Genomic DNA, 23,025 nt, shown 5'->3' with positions numbered 1-23,025 from the left:
TGGGATCCTTGATAAGCCTGCGGCTTACTGGCTGGTCAGGACAAAGTTGAAGTTCAGTGAATAAAACGTCTCGTTTATCACTGAACCATCCGCCGCTGGCCCCGGTTCGTGGCTCAACCATTGGGCAATTAACGAAGAGCGCACACCGAACATGGCATCGGTATCAAGGTATGCATCACCTTCACGAAATACTTGGGTGGTCAGCGGTTGGTAGCCCTGCGCGCGGAGGGTGAATTGCATGTGCGCCGGTCGCCAGGCATGTCGATTGAGTGCTGCGAGCAAGGTGCCGACCGGGCCATCGGTTTGAATCGGCTGACTGTCGGGCAGCACAGTCCAGAAGTGGTATTCGCCGACATGATCGGCCTGCAATAACGCCTGATCACAGGCATCATCGCTGGCAACGCACACTTGAATACTGGCACCTGGAACCGGATTGCCCTTGATGTCGCGAACCGTTCCGCGAACATGGCATTTGGCGGCGGAGCCCTCGGCGCTGATGTTGGCGCCCAAGTCATACAAGGGAGGGGGCGGTAATGGCAGCGAGCCAATTGTTGTGGCTTCAGTGCCACCCGATCGCCTCTTGCTGTTCTGGGCCAGCACCAGCGTCGAGAGTCCCAACGTGTGGGAAAGTAATAGGAATTCCTGTCGATCTGACGAGCAGATCGCCGCCGCTTCGGCGAGAAAATCCATACCTCTTTGCCACTCTCCTTCGGTCAGTCTGATGTCCCGGGCAAAGGCGTGCAGATGCTGCACAAGACTCGTCATTACCTCGCACAAACGCGGGTCAGCCGTGCCGCTGTTGCGTGCCAGTACCGCTTGCGTGATTGATGCTTCGTCCAGATTGCGCATCGTGACTCCGAGAATTTGCTGGTATCGGGGCGCCTGCTTTTAGCCAGTTGCACACACGGCAACCACCCTGTTCAGGCCATAGCGCTGCACGTTATAGTTGCGGCCTGCGCAAAAAAAGCCCGATAAAGAAAATCTTTATTTCATATATGAAAAAATAAAAATGGAGGGCGCGATGGATCGGCTGACCGAACTCGAACTATTTGTGACGACCGCCGAAGTGGGAACGCTGAGTAAGGCGGCGGAGTTGCTGGGCTTGTCGAACGCGGCGGCGAGCCGGCATCTGGTGGCGCTGGAGCAGCGTTTGAATGTGCGTTTGATCGATCGCAATACCCGGCGTCTGGCGCTGACCCATTCCGGCCATCAGTTCTACACCAGTTGCAAAAGCCTGCTGGGCGAACTGAAAGAAGCCGAAGCCTCTCTCACCGAGTCGCTGGTGCAGCCGGTTGGAACCCTGACGATCACTGCGTCGATCTCGTTTTGCATGTTGCACATCGCGCCGCTGATTCCCGCGTTTCGCAAGAAATACCCGCACATCACGGTCAAGGTTCTAGGCGAGAATCGCTATTACGACATTATCGACAGCGAGATCGATCTGGCGATCAGAACGAAGGAATATGAGCCCGACTCGAACATCACCATCCGCCGTCTGGCTGAAACACGTCGCGTGCTGGCGGCGTCGCCGGGCTATTTGCAGCGCATGGGTACGCCGAAGACGATCGAGGATCTCGCCAATCATGACTTGCTGATTTATAGCCACGCCAATCAGCCACGGGTTATGCGTTTTACCAAAGGTGAGGAGGAGGTCGCGGTCAAAGTTGATCCGATCCTTGAAACCAATGATGGCCAAATTGTTCGCGCCGCAGCACTGGCGGGCGGTGGCATCCTGGTGCAGCCTAAATACATCATCAATGCCGACTTGGTAGCTGGGCGCCTGATTCCGGTACTGGATGACTGGGATCTGCCCCGGCTGACGATCAACATGGCGTTTCAGAGCCGGCGGTATATGCCCACCAAGTTGCGCGTTTTCATCGATTTCCTGCTCGCCGATTTTGCCGAGCATGAATACGAGCGCTACTGGACGCGATAAACCTCGCGTCGATTCCTTCCTGATAAACGATGCGGCGCCTGGCCGCGTCGATCTTCCCCGCGCTGACTGACTCTCGTCCTGCCATCACCGACAAGGCCGTTCTCTACGCTCGCTCGCAGTTTTCCACTGAGCGGAAAACACATTTGCCAGATGGACATTTTTTTTCCGATTCAATGGCAGTAGTCTCGATCCCACTGAGTGTACAAATAACTTCAATAAAAGGTTGACCCTCATGTCCCACGATCGAACTGGCGCCAATGCCTCATCAAAAATTCTTTGGCGAATCGCCGTCATCACTACCATGGGTTCGTTGGGCTTCGGCTATGACACTGGCGTGATCTCCGGCGCGTTGCCGTTCATGGCACTGGAGCCAAGCCAAGGTGGGCTCGGCCTGTCACCGGTTTCGGAAGGTCTAGTGGCGTCCTCGTTGATCTTCGGCGGTGCATTTGGCGCGTTGTTCGCAGGGCAACTGTCGGATCGTTATGGCCGCCTCGGCGTACTCAAGGCTCTGGCGCTGCTGTTCGCAGTGGGTGCGCTGGGAACGGCAATGGCGCCGGACATGTGGAGCATGGTCGCCACGCGTTTCATTCTCGGCATTGCCGTTGGCGGTGCCTCATCCACGGTTCCGGTGCTGATCGCCGAACTGGCAGCGCCTAAACATCGGGGGCGGCTGGTCTGTCAGAGTGAGTTGATGATCGTCTCCGGGCAGTGCCTGGCTTACGTCACCAGCGCCGGACTGGCGCATCTTTTCGACAGCCCCCTCATCTGGCGCTACATGCTCGCCATCGCGCTGATTCCGGCCGCATTGCTCTACATCGGCATGCACTTCGTTCCGACTTCACCGCGCTGGCTGGTCAGCAAGGGCCGCATTGCCGAAGCCAAGTCGACGCTGGCCGGCATCCGCGATACACAGCGCGAGGCCGACCGCGAGCTCAAGGAAATCATCGCCCAGTGCAACGTCGAACGCACACACACAGGGGTGCTGGCCAAGCTCAACGAACCGTGGCTGCTGAAATTGCTCGCTATTGGCATTGGTCTGGGCTTCGTCATCCAGTTCACCGGCGTCAATGCATTCATGTACTACACGCCGATGATCCTCAAAGAGACCGGCATGGGCATCAACGCGGCACTGATCGCAACCATCGGTAATGGCGTCATTTCGGTGATCGCAACGTTGATTGGCATGTGGGTCATCAATCGTATGGGCCGGCGTTCCATGCTGTTGCTGGGTCTGACCGTGGTGGTGCTGGCGCAAATCTTCCTTGGTGTGGTGCTCAATTTCATGCCGCACTCGCTGCTGCAAAGCTACATGGCTTTGTCGGGCGTGCTGGTGTTCCTGTTCTTCATGCAGATGTGCATTGGCCCGGTCTACTGGCTGTTGATGTCGGAACTGTTTCCGACCCACGCACGGGGTTTGATGAACGGTATCTCAGTCAGCATTTTCTGGGTGTTCAATGCGATTGTCGCGTTCGTATTCCCGGTTCTCCTCAGTACGTTGGGCGGCATGACTTTCTTCCTGTTCGCTGTCGTCAATATTGGCTCGATTGTTTTCTGCACCTTGTGGCTGCCGGAAACCAAAGGCCTGACCCTGGAAGAAATCGAACAGCAAATGAAGCAACGCTTCAACGGCCATAAATGGCGCGCCGTCGACGCACAGGCCTATTGAAACTCGCATCACTGGCGTCGCCGGCAGTGCGCATGAAACCACTGCCGCTCTTCAAGAATAATGAAACAAGGATCTCAGTCATGACCGCTCACCTGGACACCGATATCGCCATCGGCGGCCTCTTCGAAGAAGAACATTCCGCTGAAATCGTCAACGCGCGAATCTCTGCTGATGCCGATCCGCGTTTGCAGAAAGTGATGGAGGTACTGACCCGGCACTTGCACGCGGCGATCAAGGAAATCGAACCGACGCATGACGAGTGGTTCAAGGCCGTCGAGTTCCTCACCCAGACCGGGCAAATGTGTACCGACTGGCGTCAAGAGTACATTCTGCTGTCGGACGTGCTTGGCGCTACCATGCTGGTTGACGCGATCAATCACCGCCGCCCGAAAGGCGCCACGCCCAACACCATTCTCGGCCCGTTTTACGTGGCGGATGCGCCGCGTTATCCAAACGGCGCAAACATTTGCCTGGACGGCAAAGGCGAGCCGACGCTGGTCAGCGGCCGCGTGCTGGACACCGCTGGCCGGCCGATTGCCGGCGCGACGCTGGATATCTGGCAGACCAACGATGACGGTTTCTACGACGTGCAGCAAAAGGGCGTGCAACCGGATTACAACCTTCGCGGGCTGTTCACCAGTGACGCTGACGGTTACTACGCCTTCCGCACGGTCAAACCACGCCATTACCCGATTCCCGCTGACGGCCCGGTCGGCAAGCTGCTCGGGCAGTTGGGCAGACACCCGAATCGCGCTGCGCATTTGCATTTCATCGTCACCGCAGAAGGTTACGACCAGGTCATCACCCACATATTTACCCCGGACTGTCCGTACCTGCACGAAGACACCGTGTTCGGCGTAAAGAAAGAACTGATCGCCGAATTCACCAAACAAGCCGATCCCGAGGTTGCCAGCAGTTATGACTTGCCGTTGCCTTTTCTGGCGGTCAATTGGGACTTCGTTCTTACCCCGGTCTGATTCAGCGACACCTTGTTAGCGAACGTTTTCAACCACTCATTCTTAAGTGATCGTCATGCCAAATAAAAATATCGAACTGTTGGCCGCTTACTGGACTCTCGCTGGCGACACCTACCCCGGCGCACCCAGCGAGATCAGCACGTTTTCCCTGCAGTCGCGAGCTGAGGCTGCCGCCAAAGCGGGTTGGAAGGGCATGGGGCTGGTTCACGCTGACCTGGTGCACAACGTTGCCAAATATGGCATTTCCACAGTGCGCAACATTTTCAAGGACAACGGCATCAAGCACCTTGAAGTGGAGTTTCTGACCGATTGGCATCTGGACGGTGATCGCCGCAACTCCTCCGACCGGATCCGCGACGAACTGCTGGAAGTCGCAGGCGAACTGGGAGCGCGCAGTTTGAAAGTCGCGGCCGGGCTGTTTGACGACGGCGCCCCTGATGTGCCACTGATGCGCGAAACCTTTGCCCACTTGTGCGACCAGGCCAAGCCATACGGCGTGAATGTAGTGATCGAGTTCCTGCCGTTTTCTAGTGTCAACACCATCGACCTGGCCATTGCCGTCTCCGAAGGCGTGCGTCCCAACGGTGGTTTGCTGGTGGACACCTGGCACGTTGCACGCGGCGGCATGAGTTTCGACGAGATTGCCAAGATCCCGCTGGAGCTGATCAAGTCCATCGAACTGGACGACGCTGATCATTCCATCGTCGAAACGCTATTCAACGACTCCACGCATTACCGCAAGTGTTGCGGCGAAGGCCAATTGGACGTGCCGGGCTTTATTCAGCAAGTGGTCAACGTCGGTTATGACGGCCCATGGGGTGTCGAATTGATCTCCGCTGAGCTGCGCAAGTTGCCGCTGGACGTGGTGGCCAAGCGCGCCTTCGACAGCACCCTCGCACAGTTTGAAAACATCCGGTTTGCGCGCTGATGCGCGTGGGCCATTGAAGATTTGTCCGACTATTACAACGAATAACAGCGCTTTTCAGGAGATGAACAATGGTAGGTATCGCAGTGCTCGGCGCCGGTCGTATCGGCAAGATTCACGCAGCCAACGTGGCTGCAAGCAAGTTCGCCAAACTGGTTGTGGTAGCGGATCCCTTCGCCGATGCTGCCCAAAGCCTGGCCGATGCCTTCGGCACCGAAGCCATGCTCGATTGTGAAGCGGCAATCGACCGTGACGATGTGCAGGCGATTGTCATTGGCACGCCGACGCACACCCACATCAACCTGATGCTGCGCGCCGTGCGTCAAGGCAAGGCCGTGCTGTGTGAAAAACCGATCGATCTGGACATGGCCAAAAGTCTGGCGGCGGTGGAGGAGGTGGAACGCCTGAACGGGCGGGTGATGCTCGCATTCAACCGCCGCTTCGAAAGCACTTTCGCCCAAATGCATGCCGCGATTCAGGCCGGCGACATCGGCGAAGTGCGCCAAGTGATCATCAGCAGTCGTGACCCGGGACTCGCACCTGAGGATTACATCGAGCATTCGGGCGGGATCTTCCGCGACATGACCATCCATGACCTGGACATCGGTCGCTGGCTGCTCGGTGAAGAGCCGGTCGAGCTGACCGCGATCGGCAGCCGTTTGATCGATCCGCAGATGATGGAAAAGTACGACGACTACGATACCGCGATGGTGCAAATGCAGACCGCCTCGGGCAAGCAGTGCCATATCAACAATTGCCGTCAGGCGGTCTACGGTTATGACCAGCGTATCGAAGTGTTTGGTTCCAAAGGCATGTTGCAGATGGACAACCTGCGCCCGACCACTATCCGCCGCTGGAGTCAGGACGTTACCGATGCGCGCGAACCGCTGCTGAACTTCTTCCTCGAACGCTATCAACAAGCCTATAAGGCCGAGCTGGATGCCTACATCGATGCGTTGGTAAAGGGCACGCCGCTGCCCACCACTGTGCAGGATGGCCTCAAGGCTCTGCAGCTGGCGGATGCTGCGGTGGAGTCAGTCAAGACCGGGCGGGCAGTGCGACTCTGAGACGAGAGTCAGTCGCAACCTCGACAAGAATTCTGGAGAACAGCATGTCCTATAAAATTGAACATGACGCCACGATTGGTGTGGCCTGCCTGGGAATCACCCACCCGCACACTTCGGGACGGGTCAAGGCGTTTAAACGTATCCCCGGTGCGAAATTCCTCGGTGCCTTTGACGACAGTCCGTTGCTCGCGCCTTTCTGCGATGCGCTGGAGCTGCAGCCGCGCAGCAAGGAAGAAATCCTCGCTGACCCCAATGTGCACGTGGTGTTAATACACCCCAAAAGCTACCTGATGGCGGACTGGGCCATCGAGGCGCTGGAAGCCGGGAAAGCTGTGCTTTGCGAAAAGCCTGCCGGGCGCGGCACCATCGATACCCGCCGCATTGTTGAAGCGGTAGAGCGTACGGGTGGATTGTTCCAGGTCGGCTACTGCTGGCGTTACGCGCCGTCTGTGGAAAAAATGCAGCAAGTGCTGCAGAGCGGCGAAATCGGCAAAGTCCTGCAAGTGCGGGCACACGCCGGGTGCTCCCACGACGAGGCCGATACCAACCACATGAAACAACCAGGTGACCGTGGCGGTGCGTTCTATGTGATCGGTTGCCACACCATTGACCGTTTGCTGTTGCACTTCGGCATGCCGGATTCGGTCAATGCGCGGATCACCAAGTTTGCCGGGCAGATGAGCGATTCAGCGCGCGAGGATGCCGTGGGCGCGGTGCTCAACTACGCAGACAAGCTCATCACAATCGACTTCATGTCCTGGGATCCGATGCCTTGGACGGAGAGCTGGGACATCACGGCTTACGGCACCCACGGCGTCATGCATTCCACGCCGATGCCCGCGTCGTACAAGCTTTACCACGATGGCAAGAATGGCCATCAGCAAGGCTGGACGCACTGGAACGAAAATAGCTTTCCGGAGATCTGGGCGGTGCGCAAAACCGTCTATTCGCCGGAAATTGCCGAAATCGGTAACCCGGTGTATTTCGACCGTGAAGCCGCCGCCTTCGTCCAGTCGTTGCGCAGCGGCAGTCCTTCGACCGTGCCCGCCACCCAGGCACATAACATCAACGTGATTCTCGAAGCGCTGTTCGAGTCCGCCGAGCTGAACGGTCAGGAAGTCATCCTGGCGCAATAGCGCACTGCACTCCAGTACACCTGTTGATCCCGCCGGCTCTGTTCGCAGAGCCGGAAGGGCACTTGCATCCCCGAGAAATGCCAACAACAAAAAGAAGAGGTCATCATGCACAAGATCATCAAGGTCGCCGCCAGCGTACTGTTGGCATTTACCGTCAGTGCCTGTGACAAAGGCGCTACCAGCACGCAAGGCACCATCGGTATTGCCATGCCCTCGAAAACCGAAGCGCGCTGGGTTTCTGACGGCAGCAGCATCGTCGAATCGCTGAAGAAACTGGGCTACGACACCGACTTGCAATACGCACAGTACGAAGCGCCCACTCAGCTGTCGCAGATCGAAAACATGATGGTCAAAGGCATCAAGGGTCTGATCGTCGCGCCGATCGACGGCACGACCATGGCTGACGTGCTTAAACAAGCCAAGGAAAAAGGCATCAAGGTCATCTCCTATGACCGTCTCATTCGCAACACCAAAGACTTTGATTACTACGTTACCTTCGATAATTACCGCACCGGTGTGTTGCAGGGGCAATCGATCGTCGACGCGCTGGCGCTCAAGCAGGGCAAGGGCCCGTTCAATCTGGAAGTCTTCGCTGGCTCCACCGACGACAACAATGCCCACGTGGTGTACGCGGGCGTCATGTCGCAGCTCAAGCCTTTCATCGACAGCGGCAAGCTGGTTATCCGCAGCGGCCAGCAAGCCATGGAGAAAGTCGCCACGCCGAATTGGGATGGTGCACAAGCCCAGGCACGCATGGATAACCTGCTCAGCGCTTTCTATGGCAATGCCCATCTGGACGCCGTGCTGGCGATGAACGACCAGATTGCGACCGGCGTGGTGTCGTCCCTGCGCGGTGTTGGCTATGGCACCGGCAAGGCTGCGATGCCGATTGTCACTGGGCAGGACGCCGAGATCTCCAGCATCAAATCAATCATGCGCGGCGACCAGTCCTCGACCATTTTCAAAGACACCCGCGCCTTGGCCGAAGCGGCGGCACAAATGATGGATGCCACGCTGACCGGCAAGGCAGTTGTGGTCAACGACACCACCTCGTATGACAACGGTTCAATGGTCGTTCCCACCCAGTTACTCACGCCGCTGCTGGTCGATGGCAAAAACTGGCAGAAAGTGCTCGTCGACGATACCCGGTTCTACACCCCCGAGCAGTTGCGCTAAGGCGATCCAGTGCCCGTGCGTGCAGGAGAAAGACCATGACCAGAACCCTTCTCGATATGCGTGATATCCAGAAACGCTTCGGCCCGGTGAAGGCGCTCAGCCGGGTGAATCTCAAGGTTGGCGACTGCGAGATACATGCCATCTGCGGTGAAAACGGCGCAGGCAAATCGACCTTGATGAAGATCCTTAGCGGCGTGTATCCGCACGGCAGCTACAGCGGAGAGATCATTTTCGACGGCAAGGCGCGAACCTTTCAGGGCCTGCGTGACAGCGAGGCGCTGGGTATTTGTATCATTCACCAGGAACTCGCGCTGGTGCCGATGCTGTCGATCACCGAGAACCTGTTTCTTGGCAACGAGATCGCCCACCGTGGTGTCATTGATTGGAATCAGGCGCATCGGCGAGCGCGTGAGTTGCTGAAGCGGGTCGGCCTTGATGCGCGTCCGCAAACGCTGGTCGGCAACCTTGGTATCGGTCAGCAGCAAATGGTCGAAATTGCGAAGGCGCTGGCCAAGGATGTCCGCCTGCTGATTCTCGACGAGCCCACGGCCAGTCTCAACGAGAAAGACAGCGACACGTTGCTCAACCTGATGCTTGAGCTGAAGGGTCGCGGCATTACCTCCATCATCATTTCCCACAAACTCAATGAAATCGGGCGGGTTGCCGACGAGATTACGGTCATCCGCGACGGCAGTACCGTTGATGTCATCGACTGCCGCGCCGAACCGATTGATGAAGCCCGGGTGATCCGCTCGATGGTTGGCCGCGAACTGTCCGATCGCTACCCGGCGCGAGTGGCGGACATCGGCGAAAAACTCTTCGAGGTGGAAAACTGGTCGGTCGGCGATCCGCATCGGCCGGGCCACGACCGCATCCGCAACATCAATTTTCACGTGCGCAAAGGCGAAGTCGTGGGAATTGCCGGGCTGATGGGCGCTGGGCGTACCGAACTCGCCATGAGTGTATTTGGCCGTTCCTATGGCACCAATATCCGTGGCAAGGCGCGCGTCGAGGGTGAAGAAGTCGACCTCGCAACCGTGCGCAAAGCCATTGATCACGGTTTGGCTTACGCCACCGAAGATCGCAAGGGCGCCGGCCTGGTGCTGGGCGAGAGCATCACGCGCAATACCAGCATGGCCAACCTCGCGGCGGTGTCCAGACGCTGGGTGATGAACGAGTTGGCCGAAACCGCCGTGGCGGTCGATTTCCAGACGCGCCTGCGTATTCGCTGCCCGGATGTCTTGCAGACAGTGGACAAACTGTCGGGCGGCAATCAGCAGAAAGTCGTGCTCGGCAAATGGCTGTTTTCCGATCCCAAGGTGCTGATCCTTGACGAGCCTACGCGCGGCATCGACGTCGGCGCCAAGTACGAAATCTACGGGGTGGTCAATCAAGTGGTCAGCGAGGGCAGGGGCGTCGTCATGATTTCCTCGGAAATGCCCGAGCTGCTGGGCACCTGCGACCGGATCTATGTGATGAACGAAGGGCGCTTCGTCGGCGAGTTTCCGATCGCTGAGGCGTCGCAGGAAAAAATCATGCAAGCAATCATGAAAAACGAGGTGATCCAGTGAGCGAAGTCAGCGTTCCACTTCCAACCAAGACCAAGGCGCTCACGTCCTTCAAGCGTGGCGCACGCGAATACGGCCTGCTGGCCTCATTGATCGTCATCATGGTGTTTTTCCAGGTGGCGACCGGCGGCGCTTTGATGCAGCCGCTCAACCTCACCAACCTGATCCTGCAGAACAGCTACATCGTGGTCATGGCCTTGGGCATGCTCATGGTGATCGTGTGTGGGCACATCGATCTGTCGGTTGGCTCGGTAGTCGGTGTCATCGGCGCACTGGCAGCGGTATTGATGATTCAGTATCGACTGGATTTCTTCACCGTCACGATGATCTGTCTGGCGACCGGTGCTTTGATCGGCGCGGCGCAGGGTTATTGGGTAGCGATCTGGGGCATGCCCTCGTTCATTGTCACGCTGGCGGGCATGCTGATCTTTCGCGGCGCGACCATCGCTATTTCTCAGGGACAATCGATCGGGCCATTTCCTCCGGCGTTCTCGGCGATCAGCTCTGGATTCATCCCGGATCTTTTCGGCAGCGAGCACCTGCGGATCACCTCGCTGCTGCTCGGCGTTGCGGTGGCTGCGGCCTTCTGGTTCATCGAGTACCGCAGCCGCCGGCGCACGTTGAAGAGTGGTGGTAACGCTGCGCCCATGGCGTTGTTTGCCCTGAAGAACGGCTTCATCGCAGCGCTGATCATCTACTTCTGCTACTTGCTGTCGACCTACCGCGGGATCCCGACGGTGCTGGTGATCATGAGCGTGTTGATCGGCGTGTACACCTTCATCATGAATCGCACGGTAATCGGCCGCTGGATCTATGCCGTGGGCGGCAATCTCAAAGCCGCACGCCTGTCGGGGATCAATACCGCCCGCGTTACGTTCTTCGCCTTCGTCAACATGGGCGTCCTGGCGGCGGTCGCTGGCCTGATCTTCGTCGCCCGCCTAAACAGCGCCACGCCGCGTGGCGGCACCGGGTTCGAACTCGACGTAATCGCTGCCGTATTCATCGGTGGCGCATCAGCGTCCGGCGGGGTTGGCAAGGTCGTGGGCGTGGTGATCGGCGCTTTCATCATGGGCGTGTTGAACAACGGTATGTCAATCATGGGCATCGGCATCGACTATCAGCAAATGATCAAGGGCGCAGTGCTGTTGGCGGCGGTATTTGTGGATGTCTATCAGAAGAGCAAAAGTTGAAATGACCCACACAACCAAGAGCGCAGGAGGAGAGCGATGATTAAACACATTGTGATGTGGAACATGGAGGGAGATACGCCTGAACAGCATCAGCGCGCGTGCTTGTTTCTCAAGGAACGTTTTGAAGGACTTGCCGGGCTGATACCCGGCCTGCTGAAAATCGAAGTCGGTGTGGATATGAGTCGTATCGACTACGCCTGTGATGTGGTTTTGTACAGTGAATTCGATTCGCAGGAGGCACTGGACGCTTATGCGTCACACCCTGAACATCTGCGGGTAAGAGCAGAACTAGGCAATACTCGAATAGCACGATACCAGGTCGACTACACCTCATGAATACATTGAGCTTGTACTGTGGATCGACACCCAGCCAGCGAGAATAGTTGGCTGGAGTTACAGACAGTTAGGAGAACTGCAAATCGAGCATTCCGCGAGCCAGGTTGCGGAAACTACCGAAAAGATGCGGAAACGATCCAGAGATGGATTAACAAAATTCCGGAATGCCAGAAACGACAAAGCCCTGAATAATCAGGGCTTTGTCGTACATAAGATGGCGGAGGCGATGGGATTCGAACTCATGGACCTGTTACAGTCGACGGTTTTCAAGACCGTTGCCTTAAACCACTCGGCCACACCTCCGTTGCGTTGCGGGCGCCATAATACCTGAATGAAACACACTGTCAAACTCTCTGCATGGCTTGTTACAGAGCGTCTGTTATGATCTTTGCGACTGAACGTTTCAAACCAACAGGAGTGTCGCCATGCGCGAACAGGATTACGCAGTTAATAACAGCGTGCAGGCTGAGCAGCTAGAGGTTAGCCGCGTCCTGCGCAACACTTACGGCCTACTGGCGCTGACCCTCGCATTCAGCGGCGTCATGGCTTTCGTCGCCCAGCAGATGCGCGTTGGCTACCCGAACATTTTCGTGGTGCTGATCGGCTTCTACGGGCTGTTCTTCCTCACTAACAAACTCCGTGATTCCGCGTGGGGCCTGGTGTCCGCGTTCGCGTTGACCGGTTTCATGGGTTTCCTGCTCGGCCCGATCCTCAACCGTTACCTGGGCATGCAGGGCGGTGCTGAAGTGGTGAGCTCGGCGTTCGCGATGACCGCGCTGGTGTTCGGTGGTCTGTCGGCCTACGTGCTGATCACCCGCAAGGACATGAGCTTCCTCGGTGGTTTCATCACCGCTGGTTTCTTCGTGTTGCTGGGTGCAACGCTGGCGAGCTTCTTCTTCCAGATCAGCGGCCTGCAACTGGCGATCAGCGCAGGTTTCGTGCTGTTCTCGTCGGTGTGCATCCTGTTCCAGACCAGCGCCATCATCCACGGCGGCGAGCGCAACTACATCATGGCGACCATCAGCCTGTATGTATCGATCTACAACCTGTTCATCAGCTTGTTGCAGATCTTCGGCATCATGAGCCGCGACGACTGATCGTTATTCGTTTCAACAAAAAACCCGCTTAGGCGGGTTTTTTGTTGCTCGCTGAAAAGCGTAGTGGCCTTTTACCCATAAAATGATCTGAAAATAGTGGCGTCTTTTTGGAAATCACCTACACCTTAATACCAAGGAAGAGCAGTAGCCTGATCGACAGGAGTCGTTAACCAGCACCCCTCGTGTAATCCCTGCGCCCTCGCATTCACTTCCCTTGCTGTTGATCGCCAGGCCTTTCGGCCGAGAGCGACTGTATTCGTTCGTCCAGTGAAAACCGGGAGGTGAACCACGCCAAATTCTATGCACCATGACCGTATTCCGGCGAACGACCGGGACCCTGATACCAGAAAAATAATGGAGGCCCTGCGATTGCAGGCGTTGTCCCAATCAAGGAGATCATCGATGAACCAGCCCCAAGGAAAACTGGCTGTACTGGCCGTCACCACCGCGCTCTTCAGCGCGTCAACCCTCGCCGGCGTCTATCCTGACTTCGGCTATCAACCACCTTCCAGCCAATACTCTGGCCCACTGTTTGAGTTGAGCCAGAATTACCCGGCAACAGCGCCGAAAGTACCGCTACCGGGTTTTTTCAAGAATCTACCGACCAAGCCAGATAACAATTTTGAGACTTGGCGTGCGTACATGGAGGAAGTCAAAACCTATTGCCTCGAAGGCAACGTCGAGGCTGATTGGTACGTGCAGAACAATAAAAAACGCCAGTGGTATCACATGCCGTGGCAGCACTATGGCCCGCTGGGACGCGAAGGGATTCACGGCCTGACCAAAGAGGCGCAGATCCAGGTCAAGCAACTCGCCGCCACGCAGACCGCCACCGGCCAGACTTACGCGGTGGGCATCTATAACGACATCGGCGCCTATACCATCGGAGAGGTCTGGAAAGACCCGAACAACCCTGATCCGAAATACACATCGGCACCCAACAGCTTCCCCGACGGCACCGTAGTCTGCAAAGCCCTGTTCGCCGATATCGATCGCAGCACCGTGCCGTTCCTGGTGAACCCGGTGTTGTGGAAGGGCTACGTCACCGAAACGTTCACGTCGGCCAATCGCAAGATCAAAGATGTCGCATTGATCCAGATGGACATCGCCGTGCGCGATCAGCGCATGAGTGCCACTGGCTGGATCTTCGGCACCTTTCAGTACAACGGCGCGAAAACCGGCAAGCCTGGCTGGGACAACCTCGTCCCGGTAGGGATCATGTGGGGCAACGATCCGGAAGAAATCGGCAACGACTTCACCAACCCGCAACCGACGCAAACCAAGATCAACCCCGCGTTGCAACAGACAGCGATCAACGCCAAGACCCAGGAGTTGCCGCCCACCCATCTGGGCTGGAACGGTCGCCTCAATGGTCCGGTGGACAACCCCAACAGTTCCTGCCTGAGCTGCCATGCAACCGCCGAAACGCCGCAAGTGGCGATCATGAATCCAACGTTCCAGGCCAATGCGCCGAAGCCGGGTTCGCCTGAATGGATGAAGTGGTTCCAGAACATTCCGGCCGGCCATGCTTTCACGCCGGGCACTCAAAGCACTGACTACAGCCTGCAGTTGTCCGGCGGTCTGGTGAATTACTTCGAGTGGAAATGCGACATGAGCGGCATCTACGCTGACGGCAAGAATGCGTGCAGCAAAGCGTCGGACATGAAACTGAAAATGCTCAATTCCACCAACAACGCCACGCCGAAGCCATTGCAGAAAGTCATTCGTGACCCGAGCCTGCAGCAACTGCTGGAGTAAGCAGCGAATAGCCTGCGCACGTTGCGGCGTGCGCAGGCTTTTTCAGTTGATCACGATGCTGCCGTCAGTCTGCTGTTTGTAGACGGTGTAGGGCAGCAACAACGTGTCGAGCACCCCGGACGCCACAGCATCAATCGCCCAGCCGGGCAGGGCGGCGTTGTACTTGTTACCTTGGTCTACCGGCGCATGCAGACTGCAGAAGTCATACATCACGCCGCTGTAGATTCTCGGCACCGCCCCGCAATAGGATTTGTTCGATCTCAAATCGTCCACGGCGACCTGGTCGTCGCGCATGACCGTTTGCACTGTCCCGCAACCACTCAACACTAATGCGCTCAGCATCATTGCCTGAACTTTCATACCGCCAATCCTTCGTCGGAAAAACCTCAATCTACGTCAAACGTGTTGAAAAAGCACTTAGGCCATCGGTGGCAAACGGCGCTTTACCGGCGTCTTCTTGACGATCGCAGTATTGGTTTCCGCAAGGGTATTGAGGCGGTCGAGCAGGGTGTCCAGTTGTTCCATCGAGCGCACATGCAGGCGAGCGATGAAGCAGTCTTCGCCCGTGACCTTGTCGCACTCGGTGAACTCGGGAATCGCCAGAATCTGCCGCTCGACTTCCTGCAACTGCCCCGGCAATGGCCGCACTCGCACGATCGCCTGCAACTGATAGCCGAAGCATTTAGGGTCAATTTCGACGGTGTAGCCCTTGAGCACGCCGCGCTCTTCGAGTCGGCGCAAGCGCTCGGCTACGCTTGGCGATGACAGGCCGCTGATTTGTGCCAGAGCCTTGAGCGAGCGCCGCGAATCCTCCATCAAGGCGCCGATGAGGATCTGATCAATATCGTCAGTCATGAAGAAACTCCAGCATTAGGCAATTAGCGAAAACTACCCACGATAAAAAAGGCAGATCTGGAGTTTAGCCTGCTTTTTGCGCTGGAGCCTCTATGGCTTTGCTCGGCATACTTTTGCCACAAAGACAGGAGATTGATGATGGACAAAACACTCCGGCGCGGCTCATTCGAAATGACTGCCGCCATGCTCATATCCGGGACGATCGGCTGGTTTGTGCTGGTCTCCGGGCAACCGGTACTCGATGTAGTGTTCTGGCGCTGCGTTTTCGGTGCCGGCACCTTGCTGTTGATCTGTGCCGCTTTCGGCTTTCTGCGCCCGGGCATTCTGACCCGCACCACCTTCCTGCTCGCCGTGGTCAGTGGGATGGCGATTGTCGGCAACTGGGTGTTGTTGTTCGCCTCATACTCCCGGGCCTCAATCGCCATCGGCACGGCGGTGTACAACGTGCAGCCGTTCATGCTGGTCGGGTTGGCGGCGCTGTTTCTCGGCGAAAAAATCACTTTGCAGAAGCTGTTCTGGCTGGCGATTTCGTTCATGGGCATGCTGGCAATCGTCAGTGCCCACGGCACTCAGGGCGAGAGCGGCAACGACTATCTGATGGGCATTGCGTTGGCGTTGGGTGCGGCGTTTCTCTACGCGATTGCTGCCCTGATCATCAAACGTCTGACTGGCACGCCACCGCACTTGATTGCGCTGATTCAGGTCTGCACCGGGGTTCTGCTGCTGGCACCGTTCGCGAATTTCAGTGCGCTGCCGCAAGCGCCGAGTGCCTGGACCAGCCTGGTGACGCTTGGCATCGTTCACACCGGCCTGATGTATGTGCTGCTGTACGGCGCGATCCAGAAGTTGCCGACGGCGTTGACCGGCGCACTGTCATTCATCTATCCGATTGCCGCGATCTTTGTTGACTGGTTCGCCTTCGGCCATCGCCTGGAAACCCTGCAATGGCTCGGCGTGGCGGCGATCCTGGTGGCCGCCGCCGGCATGCAACAGGGTTGGGGCCTGAAGCGCCGGCGACTGGCCGCGCAGTAACCTTCAGATGTTCCAGCGCGGCGCGGTTTTCGCCAGGCGCTGGCGCATCTCGCCGATGTTCGTCGACAGTTGCCGGGTCAACAGTCGGTAGCCATCCAGCGTGCTGTAAACCGGCGCATCGAGTTTGGCTTCCGGCAACTCGAGCGGCTTGTCCAGGCGTTGTGCAGCCCCGGTTTTCAACGCCCGGGCCATACCGATCAGTTGCACGCGAATCTGCCGATGCTCGGCCTTCAGCGCGGATTGCAGGTGGGTCATGGCTTCTGGATCGCTGGCATCCGGTCGGATGTTGCCGAGGATTTCCAGCGTGCTGATGCACATGCGCAGGTTGCGCTGAATGGCATCGAGTTCGGTCATGGAAATCTTCACTTCCTTGGACACCGACGGCATCAGCGAGCGCAACTGCACCATCACCGCGCCGAGCCGCGCCATCAACTTCAAATGCTCATCGGCGCTGACCGGCTGACCGCTGATGATCCGCCCATACACCGTGGCGCAATCGCGCAGGGCATCGGCGAGGTTGTAGCGCCACGAGTACACCGCGTAGAGCGGCAGGGCGAAAGAGAAGGCCAGCGCCAGCGCGATACCGATGAGGATGTCGACGCCGCGCCACAATCCGTCGGTGATCGGGTTGTCTCCATGCCCGGCAACGATGAACACGGTAATTGCCGAGAGCAGGGCGGTGTAACCGCCTTTGCCAATCGCGTGATAAGAGAAGAACCCACAGACCACCGCCATCGCAAAATACGTCAGCCACGGCATGCCGAGCCACGCCTGTTGCGCCACCAGCAGCAAACCGACGCCGGCGCCGATCAAGGTGCCGGTGGCGCGTTCGGCGGCTTTTTTACCGATGTTGCCGTGGTGCTGCAAACCACCGATCACCACCAGCATGGTCACCGAAGCCCACTCGCCGTGGGGCAGGTTGATGCCGGTGGTGAGCAGGATGGTTGCCAGTAAGCCGAGGGCCACGCGCACCGCATGGATCAGCCGCGCGTGCCGGTAGCGTCGATAAGGATCAAGCAACGGACGCAGGACACGGCGCAGCAAGGGCGGAAGTCGATGGGTGCTGTAAGTACTCAGTGCGGGCCTCTCGTGATTGGGCTTCAGGTCAATGGAAAGGGAAAATGTAATTCATCCATGCTGCCATACGCAGGAGGATTTTGCGCATCGTGCCAATGTGATGGAAGTGCTGACTGTACAACGCGGCCTGCCCGTAAGCACCGCCCGGCATCAGCTTGCTGTACTGGGCGAAGTCCGGATCGGTGATTTCGATGATCACCGGCACACGCCCGGCTGGCGGCGAACCGGTATAGCCGATCAGCGTGCCGGAAGGTTGTACCTGACCTTCGGCAATCACACCGATGACATTCTTCACCCGGCCTGCGAACACCTTGCCGGGAATGCCGTCGAACGCGACTTCCGCCTCATCCCCGACGGTCAGGCGCAGCAGGCTGTTCTGGCGCATCCACGCGGCAAAATATTGGCCTTCCTCAGGAATGAACACCATCGATGGGCGCAACGGCAACTTGCTCGCCATCATCCCCGGCCGTAGTGAAACATGGGTGACGAAGCCTTTGCTCGGCGCGCGAACGGTGGTGTTGTCCAGCTCGAACTGAGCATTGTCCAGTTGCGCCTGCAGATCATCGGTGCGGGCGATGGCCGCATCCAGTTCGCGTTGAGTGCCGAAGTTGCGCCGGATCAATTCGGTGATGCGGTAGCGATCCCCCTTGGCGGCGACCAGTTGTGCTTTCAGCGATTTCACCCGGTTTTCAAACGGCGTGGGGTCGATGCGAAACAGCACATCGCCTTTTTCCAGCGGCTCGTTACCCTTCACCGGCACGTCGATCACCTGACCGCTGACAACCGGAATCACCGGCACGGAAACGAAGTAAGTGCGCGCCACCTCGGAGTAGGGGTGGTTGTAGTTCATGGTGAAAATCAGGGCGCCGATCATCAGGATGCCGCCCAGTACGGCGGTGGGCACCGTCCATTTGTTCAGCGGGATACGGAAGATCTTGAACACTGCGACGCAGATCGCGGCATAAGTCAGGATAAGCAGCAGATCCATGGTGTTCAGGCCTCCCCGTTGTGGGGAGCAGTGGCATTCAGCGCTTCGAGTCGTTCGAGGCGTCCTTGCAGTTCGACCACCTGTTGCTCCAGGCGAACGACATGGTTTTGCACGGATTTACCGTCACCGAAGCCCCAGCCGCGATCTTCTCGATAGGCCATCGCCCAGATCCACAGGAAAGGCCAGAGCGCATGCAGCGTGAACAGACTGACCCAGCCAGTGGCATGGATTGCATCCTGATGCGGGTGGTTACGATGAACGGCAATCTCATAGGGGATGTCGTGCAACACGATGATCCCGTAAAACAGTACGAGCCCGGCAAACACCAAAACCCCTAGCGCAAAGTAATCCAGCATGGTCAAGCTCCCGGCATCCAGCACAGTGCTGGCATCAGTGTAGACACTGATTTGCCGGGCGCTTGGCGACTTTGGGTCAGAAGCGGTTGCCGTCGCCTTTTGGCTTATTCACGATCCGCGTGACAGTTGATCAGAAGATGTAATCGGTGGTCAGGAAGCTCGAATCCCTTCCGCGAATGATCTCGCTGATCAGGTCCTTGTTGCTGTCCTGGAACTTGGTCGCCACCAGCGTGCGGATCGAAAACACCCGCAACGCGTCGTGTACCGACAGCGTGCCCTCGGCGGAGTTTTTACGGCCATTGAACGGGTAAGTGTCCGGGCCGCGCTGGCATTGCGCGTTGAGGTTGATCCGCCCCACCTGGTTGGCAAAGGTGTCGACCAGACGACCGACCGCCACCGGGTTGGTGCCGAAGATGCTCAGTTGCTGGCCGAAGTCCGACTCCAGCACGTAATCGATCACGGTATCGAGGTGACGGTACGGCACGATCGGCACCACCGGGCCGAATTGCTCCTCCTGATAGACGCGCATCTGCGGGCTCACCGGGTACAGCACTGCCGGGTAGAAAAACGATTCGCGCGATTCGCCGCCATTCGGGTTGACCACTTCGGCACCCTTGCTGCGCGCATCGGCCACCAGACCGTGCAGATAATCGACCTTGCCTGACTCCGGCAGCGGTGTCAGCGACACGCCGCTGTCCCATGGCATGCCCGGTTTCAGCGTGGCCAATTTGGCGTTGAATTTTTCGATGAAGCTGTCGACCACGTCTTCGTGGACGAAGAGGATTTTCAGCGCGGTGCAGCGCTGGCCGTTGAACGACAGCGAACCGGTCACTGCTTCGCTGACGGCATTGTCGAGATCGACTTCCGGCAAGACGATGCCCGGATTTTTCGCATCCAGCCCCAGCGCGGCGCGCAAGCGGTGTGGTTTTGGGTGCAGTTTTTTCAGGTCGCTGGCGGCTTTGTTGGTGCCGATGAAGGCGAAGATGTCGATCTTGCCGCTGGCCATCAGTGCGCTGACGGTTTCGCGGCCGCTGCCGTAGATCACGTTGATCACGCCGGTGGGGAAGCTGTCGCGGAACGCTTCGAGCAGCGGACGGATCAGCAGCACGCCGAGCTTGGCCGGTTTGAACACCACGGTGTTGCCCATGATCAGCGCCGGGATCAACGTGGTGAAGGTTTCGTTCAGCGGATAGTTGTAAGGGCCCATGCACAGGGCGACGCCGAGCGGGACGCGGCGGATCTGCCCGAGGGTGTCCTGTTCCAGCTCGAAACGGCTGGAGCGACGGTCGAGTTCCTTGAGCGCATTGATGGTGTCGACGATGTAATCGCAGGTGCGGTCGAACTCTTTTTCCGAGTCCTTGAGGTTCTTGCCGATTTCCCACATCAGCAGCTTTACTACCGCGTCGCGCTGTTGGCGCATGCGGCCGAGGAAGGCTTCGACGTGCTGGATGCGCTCGGCCACGCGCATGGTTGGCCACAGGCCCTGGCCTCGGTCGTAGGCGCGAACGGCAGCGTCGAGGGCGGTGAGGGCGGTGTCGGCATCGAGCAACGGCGTGCTGCCGAGGATGACTTGTTCGTCGCCGTTTTCGCCCTTCAGATAGACCGGGCTGCGCACGGTGGCGAGCGGGCCGTCCCAGCGGCGCAACTGGCCATCGACCAGATATTCGCGTTGCTCGACCTGAGCGTCGAGGCGGTATTTTTCCGGGATGTCGCTGACAGAAGGGAACAGATTGCCAAGGATGTTTGCTGTGGTCATGTCGCTACCCCGTGTTGATGTCCGCATGCAGATCAAAAAGTCTCTACAGGTTATACGCCTGAATGCGCCGGAATTTAAACCCGCAAATGTCACCCGAATGTCACGCAAAGGCGCACAGCAGAGCTTCAAAGAACATTGATCGTTCCCACGCTCAGCGTGGGAATGCAGCCCGGGACGCTCTGCGTCCCATTGGAACGCGGAGCGTCCCTTGAGGCATTCCCACGCAGAGCGTGGGAACGATCATCGGGGGGAGAGCTGGCCCCGTTTGCCCCCCTCGCTGGCCTGCAATGCCCTCAAACCGTTGCAGCCGCTGCCTTAAGGTGAGAGCACAACAATAAGCGAGGCCGTTATGCGGGCAATCCGACTCACTCTACTGCTGGCGTTGGCCATGGCGCTGCCCGGTTGCGGCGATGACCGCAAACCCCCGGTCACCTCCAATAACACGACCCCCAAAGACCCGGCACTGGCGCAGATCTACGCCAACAGCTGCCAGCTCTGCCACGCCAACCCGGCCGCCAACGCACCGCTCACCGGTGATCGCAAAGCCTGGGAACCGCGCATCCGGCAGGGCGCCGATACGCTGCTCGACCACGCCATCAACGGCTACAACGGCATGCCGCCGATGGGTCAGTGCGTCGAGTGCTCGGAAGAACAATTTTTGCAATTGATCGGCTTCATGGCCGACCAGCCCCTCCCGGAATAAGGTGCCCGGCATGACCATGGATCTGACACGGCGTCAGTTGTTGCAACGGGCAAGCATCGTCGGCGCCTTCAGTGCCTTGGCGAGCCACCCGGCATTGGGCCAATTGCTGCGGGCGCCACGCTTGATTCCTTGGCGCAACTGGTCGGGCGGGCAGAGTTGCCTGCCGGCGGCGCGGCTGGCGCCGAAGAATCTTGATGAACTGGTGACCGTTATCCAGCAGGCACAAGGCAAGATTCGCCCGGTCGGCTCGGCGCATTCCTTCAGCGCGCTGGTGCCCACTGACGGCACGCTGTTGTCGCTGAGTTACTTCAACGGTCTGCTTGATCACGATGCGAAAACCCTGCAAGCCGAGTTTGCCGCCGGCACACCGATGTCACGCATGGGCGTACCGCTGAAAGACATCGGTCAGGCCCTGCAAAACATGGCCGACATCGATTACCAAACTCTCGCCGGGGCCATTTCCACCTCCACCCACGGCACCGGGAAAAGCTTCCAGTCCTACTCGGCACACGTCTGCGGCCTGCAACTGGTGACGGCCAATGGCGATGTGCTCGACTGCGACAGCCAGCGCCATCCCGAAGTATTCAACGCTGCCCGCGTCTCGCTCGGTGCCCTCGGTGTGGCAACAAAAATCCGTTTGCAAAACCGCCCGGCCTATCGCCTGCGCGAGCGCCAATGGATCGCCAAGACCGAAGAATTGCTCGAAGACCTCGACAAAAACACAAGTGAGAACCAGCACTGGGAAATGCTCGTCGTCACTCATTCCGACTACGCCTTGTCCATCGCCCTCAACGAAACCGGCGACCCGGCCACGCCGCCGATTCCGCCTGAAGAGGAGGGCGGCAACGAGTTCGTCACCCTGATCGAGAAGATCGACAAGTACGGCAGCGACTTCCCCGACCTGCGCCGCACGCTGCTCAACAGCCTGCGTCATCTGGCCAGTTTCGATGACCGCATCGGCGACTCCTTCGACATCTACGCCAACGTGCGCACCGTGCGTTTCAACGAGATGGAATATTCAGTGCCGGCCGAATATGGCCCGGCGTGCCTGCGCGAGATTCTCAAGCTGATTCAGGACAAAGACCTGCGCACCTGGTTTCCCATCGAGTACCGCTACGTCAAGGCCGACGATATTCCGCTGAGCATGTTCGAAGGTCGCGACAGTTGTTCGATCTCGGTGCACCAGCATTACCAGATGGATCATCACAACTTCTTCGCGGCGGTCGAACCGATCTTCTGGAAGTACAACGGGCGTCCGCACTGGGGCAAGTTGCACACACTGAATGCGCGAACCCTGCAACCGTTGTATCCGCGCTGGCGCGAATTTGTCGACGTGCGCCAGGCGCTCGACCCAAGTGGGCGCTTTCTCAATGCGCATCTGGCGTCGATTCTGGGGGTGAGCTGATGGCGGTCAATCGACGTAGTT

General features: G+C 58.2%; 22 protein-coding genes and 1 tRNA gene. 15 read left to right on the top strand and 8 right to left on the bottom strand.

Annotated features, from left to right (window positions below; genetic code table 11):
- Window positions 1–24 precede the first annotated feature (24 nt).
- A complete protein-coding gene (locus WA225_RS21755) occupies window positions 25–849 on the bottom strand; it encodes a dioxygenase (RefSeq protein WP_422609543.1) in 825 nt (274 codons plus the stop codon).
- A 172-nt stretch (window positions 850–1,021) separates the two neighbouring features.
- Between WA225_RS21755 and WA225_RS21750 the strand changes: the two genes are divergently transcribed.
- The 10 genes from WA225_RS21750 to WA225_RS21705 all read left to right on the top strand — a co-directional run bounded on the left by WA225_RS21750 (window position 1,022) and on the right by WA225_RS21705 (window position 11,977).
- The gene (locus WA225_RS21750; RefSeq protein WP_422609542.1) at window positions 1,022–1,936 is read left to right on the top strand and encodes a LysR family transcriptional regulator; all 915 of its coding nucleotides are present in this window, start codon (window positions 1,022–1,024) and stop codon (window positions 1,934–1,936) included.
- Between the two features lie 232 nt (window positions 1,937–2,168).
- Window positions 2,169–3,602 carry a sugar porter family MFS transporter gene (locus WA225_RS21745; RefSeq protein ID WP_422609541.1) on the top strand — a complete coding sequence of 478 codons (1,434 nt, stop codon included), beginning with the start codon at window positions 2,169–2,171 and terminating at the stop codon, window positions 3,600–3,602.
- Between the two features lie 80 nt (window positions 3,603–3,682).
- Entirely contained in the window at window positions 3,683–4,579 is an 897-nt protein-coding gene (locus tag WA225_RS21740; protein ID WP_422609540.1) for an intradiol ring-cleavage dioxygenase, read from the top strand.
- A gap of 55 nt (window positions 4,580–4,634) precedes the next feature.
- A complete protein-coding gene (locus tag WA225_RS21735; protein WP_422609539.1) occupies window positions 4,635–5,507 on the top strand; it encodes a sugar phosphate isomerase/epimerase family protein in 873 nt (290 codons plus the stop codon).
- A gap of 68 nt (window positions 5,508–5,575) precedes the next feature.
- A complete protein-coding gene (iolG, locus tag WA225_RS21730) occupies window positions 5,576–6,571 on the top strand; it encodes an inositol 2-dehydrogenase (protein ID WP_422609538.1) in 996 nt (331 codons plus the stop codon).
- A gap of 44 nt (window positions 6,572–6,615) precedes the next feature.
- Entirely contained in the window at window positions 6,616–7,707 is a 1,092-nt protein-coding gene (locus WA225_RS21725; protein WP_422609537.1) for a Gfo/Idh/MocA family protein, read from the top strand.
- Window positions 7,708–7,812: 105 nt separating this feature from the next.
- Complete coding sequence (chvE, locus tag WA225_RS21720; protein ID WP_422609536.1) at window positions 7,813–8,883, top strand: multiple monosaccharide ABC transporter substrate-binding protein; 1,071 nt, start codon at window positions 7,813–7,815, stop codon at window positions 8,881–8,883.
- A gap of 35 nt (window positions 8,884–8,918) precedes the next feature.
- On the top strand, window positions 8,919–10,454 hold the full coding sequence (gene mmsA / locus WA225_RS21715; RefSeq protein WP_422609534.1) for a multiple monosaccharide ABC transporter ATP-binding protein: 1,536 nt from the start codon (window positions 8,919–8,921) through the stop codon (window positions 10,452–10,454).
- Window positions 10,451–11,641 carry a multiple monosaccharide ABC transporter permease gene (gene mmsB, locus WA225_RS21710; RefSeq protein WP_422609533.1) on the top strand — a complete coding sequence of 397 codons (1,191 nt, stop codon included), beginning with the start codon at window positions 10,451–10,453 and terminating at the stop codon, window positions 11,639–11,641. The genes mmsA and mmsB overlap by 4 nt, the downstream gene beginning before the upstream one ends.
- A 36-nt stretch (window positions 11,642–11,677) precedes the next feature.
- A complete protein-coding gene (locus WA225_RS21705; RefSeq protein WP_422609532.1) occupies window positions 11,678–11,977 on the top strand; it encodes a Dabb family protein in 300 nt (99 codons plus the stop codon).
- Window positions 11,978–12,192: 215 nt separating this feature from the next.
- Here WA225_RS21705 and WA225_RS21700 read toward each other — a convergent pair.
- Window positions 12,193–12,280: transfer RNA gene (locus WA225_RS21700), tRNA-Ser, on the bottom strand.
- Between the two features lie 122 nt (window positions 12,281–12,402).
- On the opposite strand from WA225_RS21700, the gene WA225_RS21695 reads away from it, so the two are divergent.
- Both WA225_RS21695 and WA225_RS21690 read left to right on the top strand, forming a co-directional pair.
- Window positions 12,403–13,074 (top strand): Bax inhibitor-1/YccA family protein, encoded by a 672-nt coding sequence (locus tag WA225_RS21695; protein ID WP_008081508.1) that lies wholly within the window; start codon window positions 12,403–12,405, stop codon window positions 13,072–13,074.
- 402 nt (window positions 13,075–13,476) lie between these two features.
- On the top strand, window positions 13,477–14,832 hold the full coding sequence (locus WA225_RS21690; RefSeq protein ID WP_422609530.1) for a hypothetical protein: 1,356 nt from the start codon (window positions 13,477–13,479) through the stop codon (window positions 14,830–14,832).
- Window positions 14,833–14,874: 42 nt separating this feature from the next.
- Here WA225_RS21690 and WA225_RS21685 read toward each other — a convergent pair whose 3' ends face one another.
- Together WA225_RS21685 and WA225_RS21680 are read right to left on the bottom strand one after the other, a co-directional pair.
- On the bottom strand, window positions 14,875–15,192 hold the full coding sequence (locus WA225_RS21685) for a YceK/YidQ family lipoprotein (protein WP_422609529.1): 318 nt from the start codon (window positions 15,190–15,192) through the stop codon (window positions 14,875–14,877).
- A gap of 57 nt (window positions 15,193–15,249) precedes the next feature.
- Window positions 15,250–15,687, bottom strand: coding sequence for an Lrp/AsnC family transcriptional regulator (locus WA225_RS21680; protein WP_064118307.1), 438 nt, complete (start codon window positions 15,685–15,687; stop codon window positions 15,250–15,252).
- Between the two features lie 138 nt (window positions 15,688–15,825).
- Between WA225_RS21680 and WA225_RS21675 the strand changes: the two genes are divergently transcribed.
- Window positions 15,826–16,719 (top strand): DMT family transporter, encoded by an 894-nt coding sequence (locus tag WA225_RS21675; protein ID WP_422609527.1) that lies wholly within the window; start codon window positions 15,826–15,828, stop codon window positions 16,717–16,719.
- A gap of 3 nt (window positions 16,720–16,722) precedes the next feature.
- On the opposite strand, the gene WA225_RS21670 is transcribed toward WA225_RS21675, so the two are convergent.
- From WA225_RS21670 to WA225_RS21655, 4 genes are all read right to left on the bottom strand, one after another.
- On the bottom strand, window positions 16,723–17,763 hold the full coding sequence (locus tag WA225_RS21670) for an FUSC family protein (protein WP_422609526.1): 1,041 nt from the start codon (window positions 17,761–17,763) through the stop codon (window positions 16,723–16,725).
- 61 nt (window positions 17,764–17,824) lie between these two features.
- Window positions 17,825–18,784, bottom strand: coding sequence for an HlyD family secretion protein (locus tag WA225_RS21665; RefSeq protein WP_422609525.1), 960 nt, complete (start codon window positions 18,782–18,784; stop codon window positions 17,825–17,827).
- Between the two features lie 5 nt (window positions 18,785–18,789).
- Window positions 18,790–19,140 (bottom strand): DUF3302 domain-containing protein, encoded by a 351-nt coding sequence (locus WA225_RS21660; RefSeq protein ID WP_093433068.1) that lies wholly within the window; start codon window positions 19,138–19,140, stop codon window positions 18,790–18,792.
- Window positions 19,141–19,270: 130 nt separating this feature from the next.
- Complete coding sequence (locus tag WA225_RS21655) at window positions 19,271–20,896, bottom strand: NADP-dependent glyceraldehyde-3-phosphate dehydrogenase (RefSeq protein ID WP_422609524.1); 1,626 nt, start codon at window positions 20,894–20,896, stop codon at window positions 19,271–19,273.
- Between the two features lie 349 nt (window positions 20,897–21,245).
- Here WA225_RS21655 and WA225_RS21650 point away from each other — a divergent pair, with 349 nt between their 5' ends.
- Complete coding sequence (locus tag WA225_RS21650; protein ID WP_422609523.1) at window positions 21,246–21,599, top strand: c-type cytochrome; 354 nt, start codon at window positions 21,246–21,248, stop codon at window positions 21,597–21,599.
- 76 nt (window positions 21,600–21,675) lie between these two features.
- Window positions 21,676–23,004, top strand: a complete 1,329-nt coding sequence (locus WA225_RS21645) for a D-arabinono-1,4-lactone oxidase (protein WP_422609807.1) — start codon at window positions 21,676–21,678, stop codon at window positions 23,002–23,004.
- The last annotated feature ends 21 nt before the right edge of the window (window positions 23,005–23,025 follow it).

The organism is Pseudomonas sp., assembly GCF_049300855.1.
GTDB lineage: Bacteria > Pseudomonadota > Gammaproteobacteria > Pseudomonadales > Pseudomonadaceae > Aquipseudomonas.
This window is presented reverse-complemented; position numbering and strand designations above follow the sequence as displayed.

What these genes read in the sequence shown, in the direction of transcription:
- WA225_RS21755 (WP_422609543.1), bottom strand. Translation starts at nt 849, where the DNA reads ATGCGCAATCTGGACGAAGCATCAATCACGCAAGCGGTACTGGCACGC.
- WA225_RS21750 (WP_422609542.1), top strand. Translation starts at nt 1,022, where the DNA reads ATGGATCGGCTGACCGAACTCGAACTATTTGTGACGACCGCCGAAGTG.
- WA225_RS21745 (WP_422609541.1), top strand. Translation starts at nt 2,169, where the DNA reads ATGTCCCACGATCGAACTGGCGCCAATGCCTCATCAAAAATTCTTTGG.
- WA225_RS21740 (WP_422609540.1), top strand. Translation starts at nt 3,683, where the DNA reads ATGACCGCTCACCTGGACACCGATATCGCCATCGGCGGCCTCTTCGAA.
- WA225_RS21735 (WP_422609539.1), top strand. Translation starts at nt 4,635, where the DNA reads ATGCCAAATAAAAATATCGAACTGTTGGCCGCTTACTGGACTCTCGCT.
- iolG (WP_422609538.1), top strand. Translation starts at nt 5,576, where the DNA reads ATGGTAGGTATCGCAGTGCTCGGCGCCGGTCGTATCGGCAAGATTCAC.
- WA225_RS21725 (WP_422609537.1), top strand. Translation starts at nt 6,616, where the DNA reads ATGTCCTATAAAATTGAACATGACGCCACGATTGGTGTGGCCTGCCTG.
- chvE (WP_422609536.1), top strand. Translation starts at nt 7,813, where the DNA reads ATGCACAAGATCATCAAGGTCGCCGCCAGCGTACTGTTGGCATTTACC.
- mmsA (WP_422609534.1), top strand. Translation starts at nt 8,919, where the DNA reads ATGACCAGAACCCTTCTCGATATGCGTGATATCCAGAAACGCTTCGGC.
- WA225_RS21705 (WP_422609532.1), top strand. Translation starts at nt 11,678, where the DNA reads ATGATTAAACACATTGTGATGTGGAACATGGAGGGAGATACGCCTGAA.
- WA225_RS21695 (WP_008081508.1), top strand. Translation starts at nt 12,403, where the DNA reads ATGCGCGAACAGGATTACGCAGTTAATAACAGCGTGCAGGCTGAGCAG.
- WA225_RS21690 (WP_422609530.1), top strand. Translation starts at nt 13,477, where the DNA reads ATGAACCAGCCCCAAGGAAAACTGGCTGTACTGGCCGTCACCACCGCG.
- WA225_RS21685 (WP_422609529.1), bottom strand. Translation starts at nt 15,192, where the DNA reads ATGAAAGTTCAGGCAATGATGCTGAGCGCATTAGTGTTGAGTGGTTGC.
- WA225_RS21680 (WP_064118307.1), bottom strand. Translation starts at nt 15,687, where the DNA reads ATGACTGACGATATTGATCAGATCCTCATCGGCGCCTTGATGGAGGAT.
- WA225_RS21675 (WP_422609527.1), top strand. Translation starts at nt 15,826, where the DNA reads ATGGACAAAACACTCCGGCGCGGCTCATTCGAAATGACTGCCGCCATG.
- WA225_RS21665 (WP_422609525.1), bottom strand. Translation starts at nt 18,784, where the DNA reads ATGGATCTGCTGCTTATCCTGACTTATGCCGCGATCTGCGTCGCAGTG.
- WA225_RS21660 (WP_093433068.1), bottom strand. Translation starts at nt 19,140, where the DNA reads ATGCTGGATTACTTTGCGCTAGGGGTTTTGGTGTTTGCCGGGCTCGTA.
- WA225_RS21655 (WP_422609524.1), bottom strand. Translation starts at nt 20,896, where the DNA reads ATGACCACAGCAAACATCCTTGGCAATCTGTTCCCTTCTGTCAGCGAC.
- WA225_RS21650 (WP_422609523.1), top strand. Translation starts at nt 21,246, where the DNA reads ATGCGGGCAATCCGACTCACTCTACTGCTGGCGTTGGCCATGGCGCTG.